Source organism: Mesorhizobium sp. M0051 (genome assembly GCF_040323235.1).
Taxonomy (GTDB): Bacteria; Pseudomonadota; Alphaproteobacteria; order Rhizobiales; family Rhizobiaceae; genus Mesorhizobium.
In genome coordinates this window covers 18,831-35,561 of the sequence record NZ_JAMYUT010000041.1, presented here as the reverse complement: position 1 = coordinate 35,561, position 16,731 = coordinate 18,831, and the positions used below count along the sequence as shown (strand labels likewise).

At 60.6% G+C, this 16,731-nt stretch carries 16 protein-coding genes and 1 pseudogene; 1 reads left to right on the top strand and 16 read right to left on the bottom strand.

Annotation, left to right across the window (positions count from 1 at the left end; translation table 11 throughout):
* Positions 1-114: 114 nt before the first annotated feature.
* The 12 genes from ubiM to NKJ90_RS29835 all read right to left on the bottom strand — a co-directional run bounded on the left by ubiM (position 115) and on the right by NKJ90_RS29835 (position 12,071).
* Positions 115-1,296: a 5-demethoxyubiquinol-8 5-hydroxylase UbiM gene (ubiM, locus tag NKJ90_RS29890; RefSeq protein WP_352487496.1), complete on the bottom strand. Its 1,182-nt coding sequence runs from the start codon at positions 1,294-1,296 to the stop codon at positions 115-117.
* A gap of 418 nt (positions 1,297-1,714) precedes the next feature.
* Positions 1,715-1,831 (bottom strand): cbb3-type cytochrome oxidase assembly protein CcoS, encoded by a 117-nt coding sequence (gene ccoS, locus NKJ90_RS29885; protein ID WP_352487495.1) that lies wholly within the window; start codon positions 1,829-1,831, stop codon positions 1,715-1,717.
* Between the two features lie 170 nt (positions 1,832-2,001).
* Complete coding sequence (locus tag NKJ90_RS29880; RefSeq protein ID WP_352487485.1) at positions 2,002-2,700, bottom strand: CBS domain-containing protein; 699 nt, start codon at positions 2,698-2,700, stop codon at positions 2,002-2,004.
* A gap of 66 nt (positions 2,701-2,766) precedes the next feature.
* A complete protein-coding gene (gene ccoS / locus NKJ90_RS29875) occupies positions 2,767-2,937 on the bottom strand; it encodes a cbb3-type cytochrome oxidase assembly protein CcoS (protein WP_023762793.1) in 171 nt (56 codons plus the stop codon).
* A complete protein-coding gene (locus tag NKJ90_RS29870; RefSeq protein ID WP_352487484.1) occupies positions 2,934-5,216 on the bottom strand; it encodes a cation-translocating P-type ATPase in 2,283 nt (760 codons plus the stop codon). The genes ccoS (NKJ90_RS29875) and NKJ90_RS29870 overlap by 4 nt, the downstream gene beginning before the upstream one ends.
* Complete coding sequence (locus NKJ90_RS29865; protein ID WP_352487483.1) at positions 5,213-5,710, bottom strand: FixH family protein; 498 nt, start codon at positions 5,708-5,710, stop codon at positions 5,213-5,215. The genes NKJ90_RS29870 and NKJ90_RS29865 overlap by 4 nt, the downstream gene beginning before the upstream one ends.
* On the bottom strand, positions 5,707-7,266 hold the full coding sequence (ccoG, locus tag NKJ90_RS29860; protein ID WP_352487482.1) for a cytochrome c oxidase accessory protein CcoG: 1,560 nt from the start codon (positions 7,264-7,266) through the stop codon (positions 5,707-5,709). The genes NKJ90_RS29865 and ccoG overlap by 4 nt, the downstream gene beginning before the upstream one ends.
* A 129-nt stretch (positions 7,267-7,395) precedes the next feature.
* Positions 7,396-8,259, bottom strand: a complete 864-nt coding sequence (gene ccoP / locus NKJ90_RS29855; protein ID WP_352487481.1) for a cytochrome-c oxidase, cbb3-type subunit III — start codon at positions 8,257-8,259, stop codon at positions 7,396-7,398.
* A 2-nt stretch (positions 8,260-8,261) separates the two neighbouring features.
* A complete protein-coding gene (locus NKJ90_RS29850) occupies positions 8,262-8,411 on the bottom strand; it encodes a CcoQ/FixQ family Cbb3-type cytochrome c oxidase assembly chaperone (protein ID WP_023766610.1) in 150 nt (49 codons plus the stop codon).
* A gap of 11 nt (positions 8,412-8,422) precedes the next feature.
* On the bottom strand, positions 8,423-9,154 hold the full coding sequence (gene ccoO, locus NKJ90_RS29845; RefSeq protein WP_023766609.1) for a cytochrome-c oxidase, cbb3-type subunit II: 732 nt from the start codon (positions 9,152-9,154) through the stop codon (positions 8,423-8,425).
* 11 nt (positions 9,155-9,165) lie between these two features.
* The gene (ccoN, locus tag NKJ90_RS29840; protein WP_352487480.1) at positions 9,166-10,776 is read right to left on the bottom strand and encodes a cytochrome-c oxidase, cbb3-type subunit I; all 1,611 of its coding nucleotides are present in this window, start codon (positions 10,774-10,776) and stop codon (positions 9,166-9,168) included.
* Positions 10,777-11,324: 548 nt separating this feature from the next.
* Complete coding sequence (locus tag NKJ90_RS29835) at positions 11,325-12,071, bottom strand: Crp/Fnr family transcriptional regulator (protein ID WP_023766606.1); 747 nt, start codon at positions 12,069-12,071, stop codon at positions 11,325-11,327.
* A 154-nt stretch (positions 12,072-12,225) separates the two neighbouring features.
* On the opposite strand from NKJ90_RS29835, the gene hemN reads away from it, so the two are divergent.
* Entirely contained in the window at positions 12,226-13,575 is a 1,350-nt protein-coding gene (gene hemN, locus NKJ90_RS29830) for an oxygen-independent coproporphyrinogen III oxidase (protein ID WP_352487494.1), read from the top strand.
* Positions 13,576-13,928: 353 nt separating this feature from the next.
* Here hemN and NKJ90_RS29825 read toward each other — a convergent pair.
* The 4 genes and pseudogenes from NKJ90_RS29825 to queC all read right to left on the bottom strand — a co-directional run bounded on the left by NKJ90_RS29825 (position 13,929) and on the right by queC (position 16,520).
* Positions 13,929-14,641, bottom strand: a pseudogene (locus NKJ90_RS29825) (IS5 family transposase).
* A gap of 93 nt (positions 14,642-14,734) precedes the next feature.
* Positions 14,735-15,469 (bottom strand): 7-carboxy-7-deazaguanine synthase QueE, encoded by a 735-nt coding sequence (queE, locus tag NKJ90_RS29820; protein ID WP_023735817.1) that lies wholly within the window; start codon positions 15,467-15,469, stop codon positions 14,735-14,737.
* Positions 15,466-15,822, bottom strand: a complete 357-nt coding sequence (gene queD / locus NKJ90_RS29815) for a 6-carboxytetrahydropterin synthase QueD (protein ID WP_023673552.1) — start codon at positions 15,820-15,822, stop codon at positions 15,466-15,468. Before queD ends, queE begins: the two co-directional genes overlap by 4 nt.
* Positions 15,822-16,520, bottom strand: a complete 699-nt coding sequence (queC, locus tag NKJ90_RS29810) for a 7-cyano-7-deazaguanine synthase QueC (RefSeq protein ID WP_023809316.1) — start codon at positions 16,518-16,520, stop codon at positions 15,822-15,824. Before queC ends, queD begins: the two co-directional genes overlap by 1 nt.
* Between the last annotated feature and the right edge of the window lie 211 nt (positions 16,521-16,731).

Below are 16,731 nucleotides of genomic sequence, written 5' to 3'. Positions count from 1 at the left end.
CATGCCATGATCGGCAACGTCACCAGGAAGCAGCCGTGCCCGCGACGACGCGCGCCAGCAAGACAAGGAAGCCTCGCCGAGACAGCGTTCCAGAGCGGCAGCGCTCTGTGCGATTCACCGCCTGAGCATGGCCGAAATGCCATGGCGGACAAAGGGAAGATGTTGGGCAAAGCGGAGCGCAGCATGTCTTGCAAGCCGTGCCGCCGGGTGCTCGCTTGAGTAGAGACCGACAAGCATGTTGGTGGCATGATAGAGCGGCCCCGCCGACAGCCGCAGCCGGCTTTCGTATCTGCCGAGCATGTCGGGATCGGCAATGTCGCGGCGGGCGCGACATGCTGTCAGTATTTTATGAGCGAGTTGCTTCTGGCCGCTGAGGCCGATGTTGAAGCCATGCGCGGTCACCGGGTGCATGCCGATGGCAGCATCGCCGATCAGTGCCGCACTCGGAGCCGAGAACTTGTGCGCCCAGGTCGTGACCAGCGGATAGGCATGGCGGGTGCTTGCCAGGGTCATCTGCCCGAGGCGTCCTCGATACCTGTTCATCAATTCCATGAGGAACAATTCGTCATCGAGAGCAGACAGTCTGTCGGCCTCGCTTGAGCGCAAAGTCAGAAGCAGCGACGACACGCCTTCCATGAGCGGCAACATCGCTATGGTCTGATGGTGGTCGAACCATTCGACCGCGATCTGGTGATGGACGCGCTCGTGCCTCACTCGGCAAATCAGCATGGAGTGGCCAAGCGGATGGATGTTGGCGCCAATGCCGAGCAGGTCGCGCATCGCGGACAAACGCGAATCCGCTGCTACGAGCAGCCGAGCGGCCAATTGCCTGCCATCAGAAAGCGTTATGACCGCCTCGTCTTCGCTATTTGTTGCATTGACGACCGAGTTGCCGCACAGCAGCCGGGCATGATCCTGGAAGTGGACAATTTTGAACAGGGCATCGCGGATCCGACAATTTGGGACCAGAAATCCGAGTGGTTCCCCAGATCCGCTGGGAGCATCGAAGCTCAGGGCGAAAGGGCTGGATCCGTTGAGCACGCGCGCGCCATGAAGCGGTGATTTGTCCGATGCGGGGATGGCATCCCAGGCGCCGAGCTCGCGAAGGATTCTCACTGATGCGTGGGTCAGCGCGATCTCGCGACCGTCGAAAGCCGGATTCGCCAGGCTGTCGAGCGACTGCCGTTCAACCACTGCCACCTTGAGTCGGCTCCAGGCGAGCGATGCTGCGAAGGCAAGTCCGACCGGCCCAGCTCCGACGACAATGATGTCGAATGTGTCGACATAGCCGGCCATCAGCGTGCCGCCATAGCGGCTATCTTCGATACGAAGCGCTCTTGAAGCATTGCAATCACCCACGGTTTGCCGCTCATCTCCCCAACTCGATAGACATGCGTTCTCCGTTGGAAGCCTGGTCAATGAAACCATGCCGATGAAGAGATAACGCTGATCTGGATCAACCAGGCTCGACAAACCCGGCAGCGGCGGGTTCACGGTCGAGTGGTCGATTGCCGTGAAAACGTCTGCATGTCTGGGCATTCTGAATGGTCGGCTTCCCAATCGCGTGCCCCTCCTGGCCAAAGGTTCGGCAACGTATTGTGGCTGATCAGTTCTTCGCACGCGCGCCGATATCGTCATGACGCGGGCAATCGCCAGCAAAGATTCGGTCGACTGACGACCAGCATCCGCACAGTCGTTGGCGCCGCCAACCGGTTCAGCCTCGCGGCTCTTCCCGATCGATAAGGACCCGCTCAGCGGAGCCGTCGAGATCTTTGTATTGGCCGCTCTTCAAGATCCACAGGAAGCCCCGGTCCAAGCCCCACCAAAACAGGCAGCGGCCATCGCATTTCCGGCAGGACGGGCGTCTTGCTGCCGACAGCGTGCTCTCCGACCATAACGCGCTAGACGCCGAAGGAACTCGCCGACGGCCTCATGTCCAAGTGATGTGGGAAGGGAGCAGAACCAAAGGGACTCTGCTTGGCGTCCCCGCTTTTTTCGCAGCTATGAAACCATCACCGAGAACGGATCCGTACTGAGGAGGAGGCCGTCCTTGACTTGCCCGACGCCGGCAACCTTCTCAGCCGCAACGATCGCTGCCTTCCGTTGACGCTCGTCGACAATCGTCCCCTTCAGTTCGACAACGCCGTCGCTGACCCTCACATCGATCAAGTCACCACCGCTCCAGGTTTGTCCCTGCAGCTCGGCAAGGATAGCCTTGCGGATCAGGTCGTCATTGGGTGGCGTAGTGCCCTGTTTTGACATGGCGCGGATCAGGACAAGCAGCAAATCAGTTCGCGTGATGATGCCGACGACCCTTTCCCGATCGACAATCGGGACATTGTTGATGCGGTGTTGCATCATCAGGTCGACAACATCTGCAATCGAGGCGCCAGGAGGCGCCGAGATGACCTGTGGGCTCATCACCTGATGGATGATCCGTCCGTTCGAGCGCACATAGTCATGGGCGGTTGTGCCCGGGCCAAGATCAAGCTCCAGCCAGCGCGGACGCACACGCTGGGTTCCGAGTTCCTCTCGGCGCAAGAAGTCGCTTTTGCTTACAATGCCAACCAGGGTGCCGTCGCTGTTCGTTATCGGCAGGCAGCTGACTTTGTTTGAAAGCATGAGCTCGACCGCTTCGGCGATTGTTGCGTTCGCATCCGTTGTGATGACTGGCTTTGTCATTATGGATTGGGCTTGCATCCTCACCCTCCTGATTTTTCCTCGGACGACGATAGGACATCCCGACCCGCGGCGCGTTGATCTGAGTCACTTGGAACGAGTGGCATTCTCCGCGCCGTCGTCGCTGTCGATGAGAATGCGCTCCGCCGCGCCATCGAGATCCTCGTACTGGCCGCTTCTCAACGCCCAAAGGAAGCCGGACAGGCCGAGTGCGCCAAGGAATAGCGCTACGGGGATGAGGTAGACGAGCGTCGTCATGACGATTGAGCCAAGGCGCCGGCCCGCGCGGGCCTGTCTTGCCGCGCAATTGCGGACGACGCACCCGTTGCGAAGCCTTGCAGACGCATGGCATTTCCAACCACGAGCAATGACGAGGCTGACATCGCGACCGCGGCGATAAGAGGTGTAACATGGCCCAGAATGGCGATCGGCACGGCAACAGCATTATAAACGATCGCAATTGTTATGTTCTGTCGGATCAGGCTTCCCGCCTTGCGCGATACGTCAACAGCCAGCGGGACCGCCAAGAGGCTTTCGCGCAGGAAAACGAAGTCGGCTGCATTGCGGCCAATGTCGGCGGCGGTGGCGGGTGCGATCGAGACATGCGCAGCGCTCAGCGCCGGCGTATCGTTGAGCCCGTCGCCAACCATCAGAACCTTGTGCCCGTCCCTCGCCAGCCTCTCGATGCGTTCAACCTTGCCGGACGGCAGCAGGCAGGGAACGAAATCATCGACACCAAGCCCGTCCGCAACCTCGGCGCAGGCTTTCGCGGTGTCGCCCGACAGCATCTCCACGCACATACCAGCGTTGTGCAGTTGATCGATGGCTGCCCTGGCGTCGACGCGCAGCGCATCCTCGAAATCGAAGGTCGCGACAATGATCCCGTCTTTCGTCAGAACCGTCCCGCCATAGCCATGTCTGCCTTCGCGGCCGGTGCGGGCTTTCCATCCTCCGCGTCGACCCAGCCGCCAGGTGCTACCGGCGGCAGCGGCTTCGATGCCGAATCCCGGCTGCTCGGTTACCGCATCGAATTTATGCTGCCCGCCAGGCGCGGCAAAGCCGGCTATGGCCTTTGAAAACGGATGGCGGGAATGCACGGCCATGTCTGCAGCGATTGCCAGCACGGCCGGATCGATCGAGGGCGCATTGACCAGCCGAGGCTGTCCGAGCGTGAGCGTTCCGGTCTTGTCGAAGACCGCGGCATCGATCGTCGCCAGGCGCTCCATGGCCGAACCGTCCTTGACCATGATGCCGTGCTCGAACAGGCGTCGCGCGGCGACCACTTGAACGATCGGCACGGCGAGGCCGAGCGCGCATGGGCATGTGATGATGAGAACGGCAATGGCGATGGTCATCGCCCGATGCCAGTCGCCAGTCGCCGCCATCCAGCCGAGGAACGTCACGAAGGCGGTAAGATGAACCACCGGGGCATAAAGCGCTGAAACGCGATCGGCGATCCGGCGATAATGTGCCCGGCCGCCCTCGGCAGCTTCCATCAGCCGAACCATTTCCGCCAGGAACGAATCCTTCGCGGCGGCTGTCGCCCTGATCGTCAGCGAGCCGGTAAGGTTGAGTACGCCAGCCTGCACGGGTTCGCCTGGCGCTACGCTTCGGGGCGTGCTCTCGCCGGAAACCAGCGAGCAGTCGAGATCCGACGCCCCTTGGATGATCTCGCCGTCGACGGGTATCCTATCGCCTGCCGCGATCAGCAGGAGCATTTCCGGTTCGATCTCGCCAACCGGCAGGTAGTCGCGCGCGCCGTCGGCGCGCAGCACCATGGCCCCACGCGCGGCCAGCTGCGACAGGCCCTTCACGGCGGTGCGGGCGCGCTCCCGCATGACGTGATCCAGCGTCCGGCCGATCAACAGGAAGAACAGCAGCGACACCGACGCGTCGAAATAGGCGTGGTCGCCATGGGTGATCGTCTCGTAGAGGCTCATTGCGTAAGCGAGCGAGACGCCGACCGCGATCGGCACGTCCATGTTCATGCGGCCATGGCGCAACGCATTCCAGGCCGACCGGAAGAAGATGCCGCCGGCAAACGCGAGCGCGGGGATGGCAATCAGCGCTGAGACCCAGTGGAACAGGTCGCGTGTCGCGCCTTCGGCACCGGACCAGACCGAGACCGAAAGCAGCATGATGTTACCCGCCGCAAAGCCCGCAACAGCGACGGCCCGGATGAGCTCCGAGAGCGTCTTGTCCTTTGCATCGATCTCGGCTTCGAACAGATGAGCCTGATAACCTAGCCGCTCCAGCACGGTGACGAACGGTGGAACCTCGTCCCCGCGCCACCGGATCGACACGCGCTTCGTCGACAGGTTGACGCGAGCGGCCTCGACGTGATCGAGTTTCCCCAACGCCGTCTCTATGGTCTGGATGCAGGCGCCGCAGTGAACAGTCGGTACGGAAAGGTCGGTCTGACGAAGATCATCGCCAAGCGATCGGCTCGCCAGCCTGATTTCCTGGCTGGATGGCAGGACCGAGGTGGCGCCGACCAGATCCAGCGCCATTTCGGCGCCCGGCGCGCAGCAGCTCATTTCAGCGCTCCATGGGAAATCATGATCCTGCGCACGTCGCGAAAAGGTTCCTTCAGGCCGGCATCGGCGTCGATTTCGACGATCCAGACACCGTCCTTCGGCATATGCTGGGCGGCGAATTCCTGACCCGAGGCGAGGGCGAGCTGGATGGACTCATCCTCTTTCTCGTAAGCCGGATGGCGAAACAGCACCTTGACGCCGTGCAAGGGAACCGGCGTGCCGGCGGCGTCGATGAGGCCGTAGCGGACTTCACCCGATGCCATGGTCAGCTTGCCGGTCCAGCCGAGGGCTGCCTGCACGCGTCCTTGCTCGGCCTTCCTGTTGAATTCCTGACTCGCCACATAGGTGTTTTCGACGACCAGGCCGGTCCAGCTCGTGTTGGCAAGCGTCGCCATCGTCAGATTGACCGCGATGACCACCCCGAAGAAGGCAAGGATAATCGCCAACACGTGCCTGCCGGTGAATTCGCGGGATTTTCGCGTGGTGGCGTTCATCTGGCGATCTCCGGCGCGTTGAAGGTGGCGGTGTATTCGTTCGACTCGAAACTCACTTTGTCCTCGACCTGAAAGGTGAAGGTCTGCGCTTCGCCATGGATCTGCTCGGCAGGCAGGCGCACAAAAACCTTCAACACCTTGAGCCGGTCTGGTTCGACCTGGACCGCAAAAGAGCGACCGGCGGGGAGGTCGACCCCGACAATCCTCATCTCTGCGCCCGGCAACCCCCCAAGTGTGACGATAACGGTTCTTGGTTCGGGGATCATGTTCAGCAGCTTGACGGTGTAGCCGTTGCGGATCGAGCCGTCGGAGAGCGTGACGAATTGTGGATTGCGGTCGTGCAGGACATTGATTTCGAGCCGGTCGCGCGTCAGCAGCGAGTAGAGGAGGCCCAGGCCGATCAGCGACCACATAGCCATGTAGACATAGGTGCGTGGCCGAAAGATCTTGCGGATGTGGAAATGCGCCACTCTGTCCGAAAACAGGCCGTCATCCGTCCTGACCAGCGCCGGATTGACCGAGCCGGCGCCGCCCGCGGTCGCCAGCATCATGTTGGCGTTGTAGTCCGAGAGTGTCGCGTAGGAGATCAACCCGCGCTCTTTGCCGAGCTTATCCATGACGCCGTCGCAGGCGTCGATGCAGAGCGCGCAGGTTATGCATTCGAGCTGCTGGCCATCGCGAATGTCGATCCCCATCGGACAGACAGCGACACAGGCATTGCAGTCGACGCAATCGCCGACGGGATGCCCTGCGGCAAGAACCTTCTTGGCGTGACGCGTGCGCGGTTCGCCGCGCCAGTCATTGTAGGTGACGGTGAGCGAACTTTCATCGAGCATGGCTGCCTGGATGCGCGGCCATGGGCACATATAGGTGCAGACCTGTTCGCGCATCAGCCCGCCAAACGTGTAGGTCGTCGCCGTCAGAACCGCGACGGTGATGTAGGCGACAGGCGCTGCCGTGCCGGTGAAGAGTTCGCCGAGCAGCGTCGGTGCATCGGCGAAATAGAAGATCCAGGCGCCGCCGGTCAGCACCCCTATGACCAGCCAGATGACGTGTTTCGATGCCCGCAGCACGAGCTTGCGGCTGGTCCAGGGACCGGCGTCGAGCTTTATGCGCGCATTGCGGTCACCCTCGATCGCGCGCTCGACGACCAGGAACAGATCGACCCATACGGTCTGCGGGCATGTGTAGCCACACCAGGCACGGCCGACAGTCGACGTGATCAGGAAAAGACCGACGCCGGCCATGACCAGAAGGCCGGCGACATAGTAGAATTCCTGCGGCCATATCTCGATGAAGAAGAAATAGAAACGCCGGTTGGCGACATCGAGCAGCACGGCCTGGTCCGGGCTAAACGAGCCCCGATCCCAGCGCAGCCACGGCGTCAGATAGTAGATGCCGAGCGTGACCGCCATCACCAGCCATTTGAACTGGCGAAAGCTGCCCGAGGCCCGCTTCGGGAAGATCTTCTTGCGCGCGGCGTACATTGGCTGACGCACCTTGGCGGAGTTGACCGGCGTGGGTTCGATCCTTTCTATTTGCGTGTTATCGAGCACGAGAAGCTCCAGTCACCAGCGACGATTTCGCCGGAAGCCGACTCATCGGTTCTGGATGATGCCGAGGCCCGGCTTGCGCCGGGCCTCGTCGCTTGGCGGGAGGGGGAGGACGAGAATAGGCTTCTGCTCCTATTCTCCGCCGCCAAGCGAATGGATGTAGACCGCCAGTTCCTTGACCTTGGTCTCGCCGAGGCGCGCGCCCCAGGCCGGCATCACGCCCTGTTTCGGCGCGGTGACCTGGGCGGCGATGGCCGCTTCGCCTGACCCGTAGAGCCAGATGGCGTCGGTCAGATCTGGAGCGCCGAGTTCCTTGTTGCCTTTTGCATTGTCGCCGTGACAGGCCACGCAATTTTCGGCGAAGACCTTGGCGCCGGGCGCGACCAACGATTGATCGCCGACAGTGCCGGACAGGCTGGCAACGTAGGTGCTGACCTGTTTGATCTGATCGGCGGTGATGATGTCGCCAAAGGCCGGCATTTCCGACAGGCGCGTAGCCGGGTCGGAGGCGAAGCGGATGCCATGCGTGATTGTCTGCTGGATCTGGTCCACCTCGCCGCCCCACAGCCAGTCGTCATCGTTGAGGTTGGGGAAGCCCTTGGACCCCTGGGCGCCGGAACCGTGGCACTGCACGCAATTGACCTTGAACGCGGCGGCGCCGGCAGCGACGGCGAATTCGCGCAGCGTGTTATCCGCAGCAATCTCCGAAACACTTTTCGACTCTATTGCGGCGACATATTTGCCCTTTGCCGCTTCGGCCGCGGACAACTCGTTCTTGACTTCGTTGCGGCTGGAATAGCCAAGTACGCCCTTTGTCGCGGAGTGCAACAGCGGCCATGCCGGGTAGGCAATTGTGTAACCGATCGCCCAGACAATGGTGATGTAGAAGGTGATGACCCACCAGCGCGGGAGCGGATTGTTCAGCTCGCGGATACCATCCCATTCATGGCCGGTCGTCGAGATGCCGGAAACCTCGTCAATGTGATCGCTGCTCATGATCAGTCCTCCTTCAGAGGAATTTGAGCTGCTTCGCCGGCTTGCCTGCGGCTGCCGGGGCGAAGTGCAAAGGCAACGGATCCGATGAAGAAAAGAGCCATGGCAAGCAGGCCCCAGCTGTCGGCAAACTCCCGCATGAAATTGTACGTCATCGCCATTGTCCTCAGCGGTAGCCGGCGGTCTCATCGTAGTTCTTGAAATCGACAAGCGTGCCGAGCATCTGGAGATAAGAAACCAGGGCGTCCATTTCGGTGACTTGCTGCGGATCACCGTCGAAATCGCCTATCCTGGCCTTGGGGTAGCGGGCCTCGAGGCCGGACGTGTCAGCGTTGGGATCGGCCTGCGCCATCAGATCGGCATTGGCGTTAGCGATCATGTCATCGGTGTAAGGGACACCGACACGCCTGTTTGCGACCAGATGCGTCGAGAAGTCCTTCACCGCGATCGGCGTGTCCTTCAGAAAGCCATAGCTCGGCATGATCGATTCCGGCACCACGTTCCGTGGATCCGTCAGGTGTTCGACCTGCCACAGATTCGAATAGCGGTCGCCCACCCGGGCGAGGTCCGGTCCGGTGCGCTTCGATCCCCACTGGAAGGGGTGGTCATACATCGACTCGGCCGCCAGGCTGTAATGGCCGTAGCGCTCAACCTCGTCACGGAACGGGCGGATCATCTGGCTGTGGCAGAGATAGCAGCCCTCGCGCACATAGATGTTGCGCCCGGCAAGTTCGAGCGGCGAGTAGGGGCGCATGCCTTCGACTTTCTCGATCGTGTTGTCGAGGTAGAAGAGCGGCGCGATCTCGACGATGCCGCCGATTGTCACGACCAGCAGCGACCCGAGGAGAAGAAGTGTAGCGTTCTTCTCGATGACCGCGTGTCTGTTCATCAACCTCATTTTCTGTCTCATCATCGCGCAAGCTGGAGGGCGGGGGTCGAGCGCGGCATCGGATCCTCCTCGCGCCGGTAGCCCAGGATGGTCATGGCGATGTTCCAGGCCATGATCAGGGCGCCGGAGAGGTACATGGCCCCACCGATGGCGCGCATCACATAGTAGGGGTGCATGGCGGCCACGGTTTCGGCGAAGGAATAGACCAGGAAGCCCTGCTCGTCGTATTCGCGCCACATCAAGCCCTGCATGATGCCGGACACCCACATGACCGCGGCGTAGACAACGATGCCAAGCGTCGCCAGCCAGAAGTGCCAGGTAACGAGGCGCAGCGAATAGAGTCGTTCACGGTTCCACAGCTTCGGCACCATAAAGTAGATCGCGCCGAACGAGATCATGCCGACCCAGCCGAGTGCGCCCGAATGGACGTGTCCTATGGTCCAGTCGGTATAGTGCGACAGCGAGTTGACCGTCTTGATCGACATCATCGGACCCTCGAAGGTGGACATGCCGTAGAAGGCAATGGCCATCACCATCATGCGGATGATCGGATCGGTGCGGAGCTTGTCCCAGGCGCCCGACAGCGTCATCAGGCCATTGATCATGCCGCCCCATGACGGCATCCACAGCATGATCGAGAACACCATGCCGAGCGTCTGCGCCCAATCGGGCAAGGCGGTGTAGTGCAGGTGATGGGGTCCAGCCCAGATGTAGAGAAAGATGATTGCCCAGAAATGGACGATCGACAGCCGGTAGGAATAGACCGGCCGGTTCGCCTGCTTGGGTACGAAATAATACATCATGCCGAGAAAGCCGGCGGTCAGAAAGAAGCCCACGGCGTTGTGGCCATACCACCATTGCGTCAGAGCGTCCTGGACCCCGGAGAAAGCCGAATAGCTCTTCGAGCCCAGGAAGGAGGCGGGCATGGAGAGGTTGTTGACCACATGCAGCATCGCGATGGTGACGATGAAGGACAGGTAGAACCAGTTGGCGACGTAGATGTGGGGTTCCTTGCGCTTCAGGATCGTGCCGAGGAACAGGATGAGATAGGCGACCCAGACGATGGTCAGCCAAATGTCCACATACCATTCGGGTTCCGCATATTCGCGGCTCTCGGTGATGCCGAGCAGATAGCCTGTCGCTGCCATCACGATGAAGAGCTGGTAACCCCAGAACACGAACCAGGCGAGATCGCCACCGAACAGCCGGGCGCGGCAGGTGCGTTGCACGACATAGAGAGACGTGCAAAGCAGCGCGTTGCCGCCGAAGGCGAAGACGACTCCCGACGTATGCAGTGGCCGTAAACGGCCAAAGTTGAACCAGGGCTGGATGTTGAGATCGGGATAGGCAAGCTGCAGCGCGATGACCACGCCGACAAGCATGCCGATGACACCCCAGAACATGGTGGCGATGGCGCCATAGCGGATTGGCCCGTCCATGTAAGCGGACGGGTCGATCGGCGCGGCAGGCTTGAACTCAGTGTTGCGCAACAGGATCGCAGTGAAGCCAGCCAAGGCGAAGAACAAGACCCACATATGCTGGCGAAAGGGTTCATCCACCCCAGCGCCAGCGGCCACCAAAGCCGCGAATGCGAACAGGCTTAGAAGCACGATTTCTTTGCCGAATTTCATCGCAAGCCCCGATTTCCAATTCCGGCGGATGCCAAACCGCGGTGCCTTATTGCGCAGCCGTCGCCCGCTCGCCCTGATCCATGTCAGAGCCGCACCATTTTGCTTCGAGCAGCATCGAGTTCGGTGCGATCAGACTGTGTCGAATGTGGAAGTGCAGCAGCGGCCGCCGGTTTATGGACAGGCCCGGCGTCCCCAGTTGGGGCCCGGGTATGGAGGCGATCGCGGGCGTGTGGGCAAGCGCACCTTCTGTGACGCTGGTAAGCAGGCCGATGCCTTACCGAACGTCGATCGTTTCAATGCCTTGGAACAGCCAGCGCCAGCGTTGCGCTGCCTTCGTTACATTTATGGTTTGGACGGCGATTTTCGCCTGCGTATGAGGCATATTGACTTCGGCCAAGTGTGGATGCTTCGCCGACGAGCCCAAACGCAACTGGCGTATACGATCGGAATTAGAACGGGCTGTCGCTACGCGATGTCTTCTGACCCCAACGCGAGCATGCCCTGCCCCGAATGAAGTAAGTGGCGTGGGCCATGCAGCTTCGTGTCATTCAAACGGCTATTGCGCCTCGGCCGCCGCAGCGCCGTTCCAGCCGGCTCATGCTGTCCACGGTGACGCGGCGGTTGTTCTCGATCCGAATCACGCCGTCCATTCTCAGGCTGGTCAGCTGACGGCTCACGGTCTCGTTTGTGATTCCAAGGAAATCAGAGATGTCGGCACGCGTCATCGGCAGCTCGAAGCACGCCGACCTAGCCGCCGGGTCAACATTGGAGTCGATGTTCCGGGCAATCATGAGGAGAAAGCTCGCCACCTTCTCTGGTGCGGTCTTGCGCCCCAGAGTCACCATCCATTCGCGGGCCTCGTCAAGTTCGTTCAGCGCCTGCTTGAGCAGGCGATGCACAAATTCGGGTGACTGCTTCATCATCCGTTCGATGGCCGCTCTCGGAAACGAGCATAGCGAGACAGCTGTTGCCGCTTCCGCATTGATCGCACTTTTCATCTTGAAGGGCCGTCCCAGAAAATCCGGCGCGAACTGGAGACCGACGATCTGCTGGCGGCCGTCCGAAAGGCTCTTCGTGAGCTTCACCACGCCTGAAAGCACGTTTGAATAACAGTCGACCGCCTCGGCGTCGCCGATCAGTTCGACCCCCGGCTCGATATTGTGCCGCGACGACGTCTTGGCGAGCTGAGCCAAATCGTCTGGCTCGAGCGCGCCACAGACACCGCGGCGCCGTGCCTCGCAAGGCAGGCAAAGAACGGGAATGCCGGAACTGTGAATATCCTGCCGTAATGTCATTCGATCGCTCTACCGGTCCAGTGCGGGCAGGATAGCAATCCACGGTAGAAAAATCCTTGCGGCAGTTTGTCCGTGCTGAAGGTTGATCGAAATCAGGGCTTAGGCTCATCCAAGCATCCACAGTTCGGGCGACGCAAACACGGTGGACCACGACATGCGACAAAACCTAGCTGCCAGACTTGGCGAGAACGTCCCGCGCTATACCAGTTATCCGACTGCGCCCCATTTCCATGCGGGCGTCGATGCCGTCGTTTACCGAGGCTGGTTGGAGGCGCTCGAAGGTGGTGACGAGATATCGCTTTACCTGCATATTCCCTATTGCGACAGGCTCTGCTGGTTCTGCGCGTGCCATACCAAACAGACGCGCCACTACGAGCCGGTGGCCGCTTATCTGCGCTCGCTGTATGCGGAGATCGCCACGGTTGGCGGCCTTGTTACCGGCAAGGGCCGAGTTCGCACGGTTCATTTCGGCGGCGGTTCCCCGACGATGCTGGAACCTGAGGATATAGTGGCGCTGGGAAGCGTCCTGCGCAACAGCTTCGAATTTCTTCCCGACGCCAAAATCAGCGTGGAAATCGAACCCAACGATATGGACGATGCCCGCCTCGACGCGCTTGCCGAAATCGGCATGACCCGCGCGAGCCTCGGCGTCCAGGATTTCGATCCGAAGGTGCAGAAGGCAATCAACCGCGAGCAGAGCTTTTTGCAGACCAAAGCGGTAGTCGACGGTGTTCGTTCGCGCGGCGTCGAATCGGTCAATCTAGACCTGCTCTACGGCTTGCCGCACCAGACGAGGGAGAGCGTCTCCTCCACCGTCGCGCAGGCGCTGACCTTGGAACCCGACAGGATAGCGCTTTTTGGCTACGCCCATGTGCCGTGGTTCAAGAAACATCAGACCATGATTGATGAGGCCTGGTTGCCAGGGCCGGAGGAGCGGTTTGCCCAATCACAACTGGCAGCCCACGCTATTCTTGACCGAGGATACGAAGCAATCGGGCTCGATCATTTCGCCAAACCGGGCGATGCGTTGGCAGTAGCGGCTCGCGCGGGGGCTTTGCATCGCAATTTCCAGGGCTATACAGAGGATCGCTGCGAGACATTGATCGGTCTCGGTCCGTCATCCATCAGTCAGTTTCGGCGGGGCTATGCGCAGAACATGCCTTCGACCAGCGAATATCGACGCATGGTTGATGATGGCGGGCTGGCCGCCGTCCGCGGTATCGCACTTTCCGACGACGACCGCGTTCGCGGCTGGATCATCGAGCGGCTGATGTGCGACTTCGCCTTCTCGGCCATCGATCTGGTGGAACGCTTCGGCGAAGCCGGCCAGAGGCTCCTCCTTCAGTCGAGTTCCATGGCCCTACACGATCCGGTTCGATTGCTTGAACTTGATGGCGACAGATTCGTTGTGCCGGCTGAAAGTCGCCCTTTCGTCCGAAGCATCGCGGCCAGGTTCGACAAATATTTCGAAACTGGAACGGCCAGGCACTCGGCGGCAGTGTGAGCACCGCAGAGGAACGGTCATGGCTCTCACTCGATCGTGAACCGATTGCGATCGTTTTCCACTGTCGACCGGCGACCGTCCTGCCGAGACGGTTCGGAGCGGACCAGACGCGTCTTGGCATAGCGACGATCTCGCCCGCTCATGCCCTGCCTGTCAGATCATGGTTGTCGGCGACAGCTCCCTTCGACCTTGCAAGGAGAATGCAAGGTGTCGTGCAAGCGGCTGACAACACTCGGGCCCGTGGCAGAAGTCCGCAAGCACCCCGGCAGCGCGGTCAACGTTGAACCACCCGTTCACCCGAATATGCCGGTGCAGTTCAGGTGGAAAGGGCCTGGCCTAGGGTCTGTTGAGATTCATCTGGAGTTTATCACGGCGGCGGCGAGATGGATGATGGCGTTGAAGCTCTGGTCGGTTTTGTCGGCGCGCATGGCGATACGTTTGAACTCTTTGAGTTTGCAGAAGAAGTTTTCGATCAGATGACGCCATTTGTACATCTCTTCGTCGACCAGAAGGGGAACGGTGCGACGGGGATGCTGGGAGATAACGATCTTGGTGCCGCGCTCGTTGAGGTCAGCGATGATAGCGTTGCTGTCGAAGGCCTTATCGGCGAGCAGCGCATCGAAAGAGAGACCGTCGATAAGCGGGGCGACGCCCACCGTGTCGAACCTCTGGCCGGGCAGCAGGACGAAGCGCACGAGATTGCCGAGCGCGTCGGTGAGAGCAAGAATCTTGGTCGTCATACCTCCCTTGGAGCGGCCTATGGCCTGGCTTTGAGTCCCCCTTTTGCGCCCTGTCCGTGGCGGTGGACCTTGACGATGGTGGCGTCGACCATGGCGTATTCCATATCCGGATGGTCCGAGCAGGCTTCGAAAAGCCGAATGAAAACATCGGCTTTGACCCAGTCGCGGTATCGCTTGAAGACGGTGTTCCAGTTGCCGAAAAAGGCCGGAAGATCACGCCAAGGGCTTCCTGTCCGCACGATCCAAAGCACCGCCTCGATGAAGCGGCGGTTGTCGCTTCCGCTTCGTCCGGGGTCCGTCGGCTTGCCCAGACAATGCGGTTCCATCTTCGCCCACTGGGCGTCCGTCAGTACAAATCGCGCCATTCAAAGCTTGAATCATAATCAGGCTCAAAGTGGAATCCTGAATCTCAACAGGCCCTAGACGGCTCTCTTGTTACCCCAGAGCATAACGTGCAGCTGCGGTAGCACGCGGGCTTCGAACCATTTGTCGCGGGTCACGCTGTCAACCAGCCACTCCATGCGCTTCAATATTCCGTCAAGGTCGACGGGCGCGTCATCATTTGCCGGGTGTGGCGGCGTGTGATTGCCGGGTTGCAGATAGATCGGAAGTTGCGGAAATTGCGCAGCGGCGTCTTTCGCGTAGGCGTAGTCCCTTTCGTCGAAAACAATGAGCTTGAGCACGATTTGGGGCTTGCCTTGTGCCGCCTGGAGGCACGCCTCGACAGCGGCCCAATCTGTCGTCATTTGGCTTGACGGCGGCTTTGGGCTGAGGATCAGCACGTCAAGGTGCGCAAACCAGTCCCTGGCAAGCGAACCTTGGGTTTCGAGCGCAAAACGGTAACCGTCACCATGGCCTCGGTCGATGAGCGCGCCGAGCGGCTGGATGGCCGGATTGCCGCCTGACAGCGACACCATAAGCGGGCGGCCACCGGAAAGCGCAAGCACATTTTTCCACACCGCGCCGACGGACATCATCTCCCATTCATGGCGGAATTGATTGTCCACAGCATGCAGGCTGTCGCACCAGGAACAGCGAAAGTCACACCCGCCGGTTCTGACGAAGATCGTCGGCAAACCTATGAGCACGCCCTCGCCCTGGATCGTCGGCCCGAAAATCTCGCTAACGCGGATTGCGGGATGAGTATTGGTCATGGCCGGTATTCCGCCCAGGTTTTCGGCGTTTCGCTCACCCGCACGGCCGCGGTTTCGCTCAGGCGTGCCTTGCACCAGTCGTAGAAATGTCTGGCCAGATATTCCGCCGTGACTTGCTCGTGTCCCAGCACGTCGTTGAGATGTCGGTGGTCGAAGCTCTCGTCGATGTAGCGTTTGAATGGCGCCAAATCGTGGTAGTCGCGCACGAAGCCGTGATCGTCCAGTCCATCCGCTGAAAGCTCCACTTCGACGATGTAGTTATGTCCGTGCAGGCGCGCGCATTGGTGATCGGGTGGCAATGAGGTGAGCTGATGCGAGGCTGAGAAGTGGAATTCCTTGGTGATGCGGAACATTACGCGGTGGTCCTTCGCAGCGCTCCGAGCCAGAAGTCGGAGTCCTCGTACTCGGTTGGGTCCGGGTGCCCGGCGATGTGAAACGCCTCACGCCGCTCGACGCAGGTCCCGCACCTCCCGCAATGACGCTCGGCGCCCCTGTAACAGGACCAGGTCTGCGCAAACGGCGTGCCGTATGTGGCTCCATCCCTAACAATGTCCGCCTTCGTCAGGTTCACATAGGGTGCATAAAGGCGAATCTGCGCGTAGCCGTCGAGCGCGTGGTCCTGCATCATCTGGAAAGCATCGATGAAGGCCGGACGGCAATCGGGATAGACAATATGATCCCCACCATGCACGGCCGTCGCCACCGCGTCAGCGTCTTGCGCTGCGGCGAGGCCGAAGGCAATGGCCAACATGATGGCGTTCCGGTTGGGCACCACCGTTACCTTCATCGTATCTTCGGCATAGTGCCCGTCGGGCACGTCCACATTGTCGGTCAGCGCGGAGCCGGAAAGGCCGCCGCCGATCTCGTGGATATCGATGATTCGCTGCGGGACGCCCAGGCGCTCCGCGCAAAGGGTGGCGAAGCCCAATTCCTTCCTATGCCGTTGGCCGTAATCGAACGATAGCAGGCCGGTAAGCTGGTGCTCCGCTGCCACCTTGTGAGCAAGAGTAACGGAATCCAATCCGCCGGAGCAGACGACGAGAGTCTTCATCGTTGGGTCCTTGTTTTAACCGGGTAGGCTGCGACCGGAGATTTCTCTGCGCTCCAGTACTTCAGGAAAACCATTTTGTGAAGTGAACGGAGACCAGTTTCGTGCGCTTGCGTGCGGTGCGCAAAACGCCCTCGCGGTGAGCTGGAAGGACACGGACTGGTGAGACGTCACGCTTCAGCGGAATGCTCAAGCGAACGCTGCTCGCGGACAA

Excerpts from the sequence above, each read along its gene's own strand:
- ubiM (WP_352487496.1), bottom strand. The coding sequence starts at position 1,296 with ATGGCCGGCTATGTCGACACATTCGACATCATTGTCGTCGGAGCTGGG.
- NKJ90_RS29880 (WP_352487485.1), bottom strand. The coding sequence starts at position 2,700 with ATGCAAGCCCAATCCATAATGACAAAGCCAGTCATCACAACGGATGCG.
- ccoS (WP_023762793.1), bottom strand. The coding sequence starts at position 2,937 with ATGACGACGCTCGTCTACCTCATCCCCGTAGCGCTATTCCTTGGCGCA.
- NKJ90_RS29870 (WP_352487484.1), bottom strand. The coding sequence starts at position 5,216 with ATGAGCTGCTGCGCGCCGGGCGCCGAAATGGCGCTGGATCTGGTCGGC.
- NKJ90_RS29865 (WP_352487483.1), bottom strand. The coding sequence starts at position 5,710 with ATGAACGCCACCACGCGAAAATCCCGCGAATTCACCGGCAGGCACGTG.
- ccoP (WP_352487481.1), bottom strand. The coding sequence starts at position 8,259 with ATGAGCAGCGATCACATTGACGAGGTTTCCGGCATCTCGACGACCGGC.
- NKJ90_RS29850 (WP_023766610.1), bottom strand. The coding sequence starts at position 8,411 with ATGACGTACAATTTCATGCGGGAGTTTGCCGACAGCTGGGGCCTGCTT.
- ccoO (WP_023766609.1), bottom strand. The coding sequence starts at position 9,154 with ATGAGGTTGATGAACAGACACGCGGTCATCGAGAAGAACGCTACACTT.
- ccoN (WP_352487480.1), bottom strand. The coding sequence starts at position 10,776 with ATGAAATTCGGCAAAGAAATCGTGCTTCTAAGCCTGTTCGCATTCGCG.
- NKJ90_RS29835 (WP_023766606.1), bottom strand. The coding sequence starts at position 12,071 with ATGACATTACGGCAGGATATTCACAGTTCCGGCATTCCCGTTCTTTGC.
- hemN (WP_352487494.1), top strand. The coding sequence starts at position 12,226 with ATGCGACAAAACCTAGCTGCCAGACTTGGCGAGAACGTCCCGCGCTAT.
- queE (WP_023735817.1), bottom strand. The coding sequence starts at position 15,469 with ATGACCAATACTCATCCCGCAATCCGCGTTAGCGAGATTTTCGGGCCG.
- queD (WP_023673552.1), bottom strand. The coding sequence starts at position 15,822 with ATGTTCCGCATCACCAAGGAATTCCACTTCTCAGCCTCGCATCAGCTC.
- queC (WP_023809316.1), bottom strand. The coding sequence starts at position 16,520 with ATGAAGACTCTCGTCGTCTGCTCCGGCGGATTGGATTCCGTTACTCTT.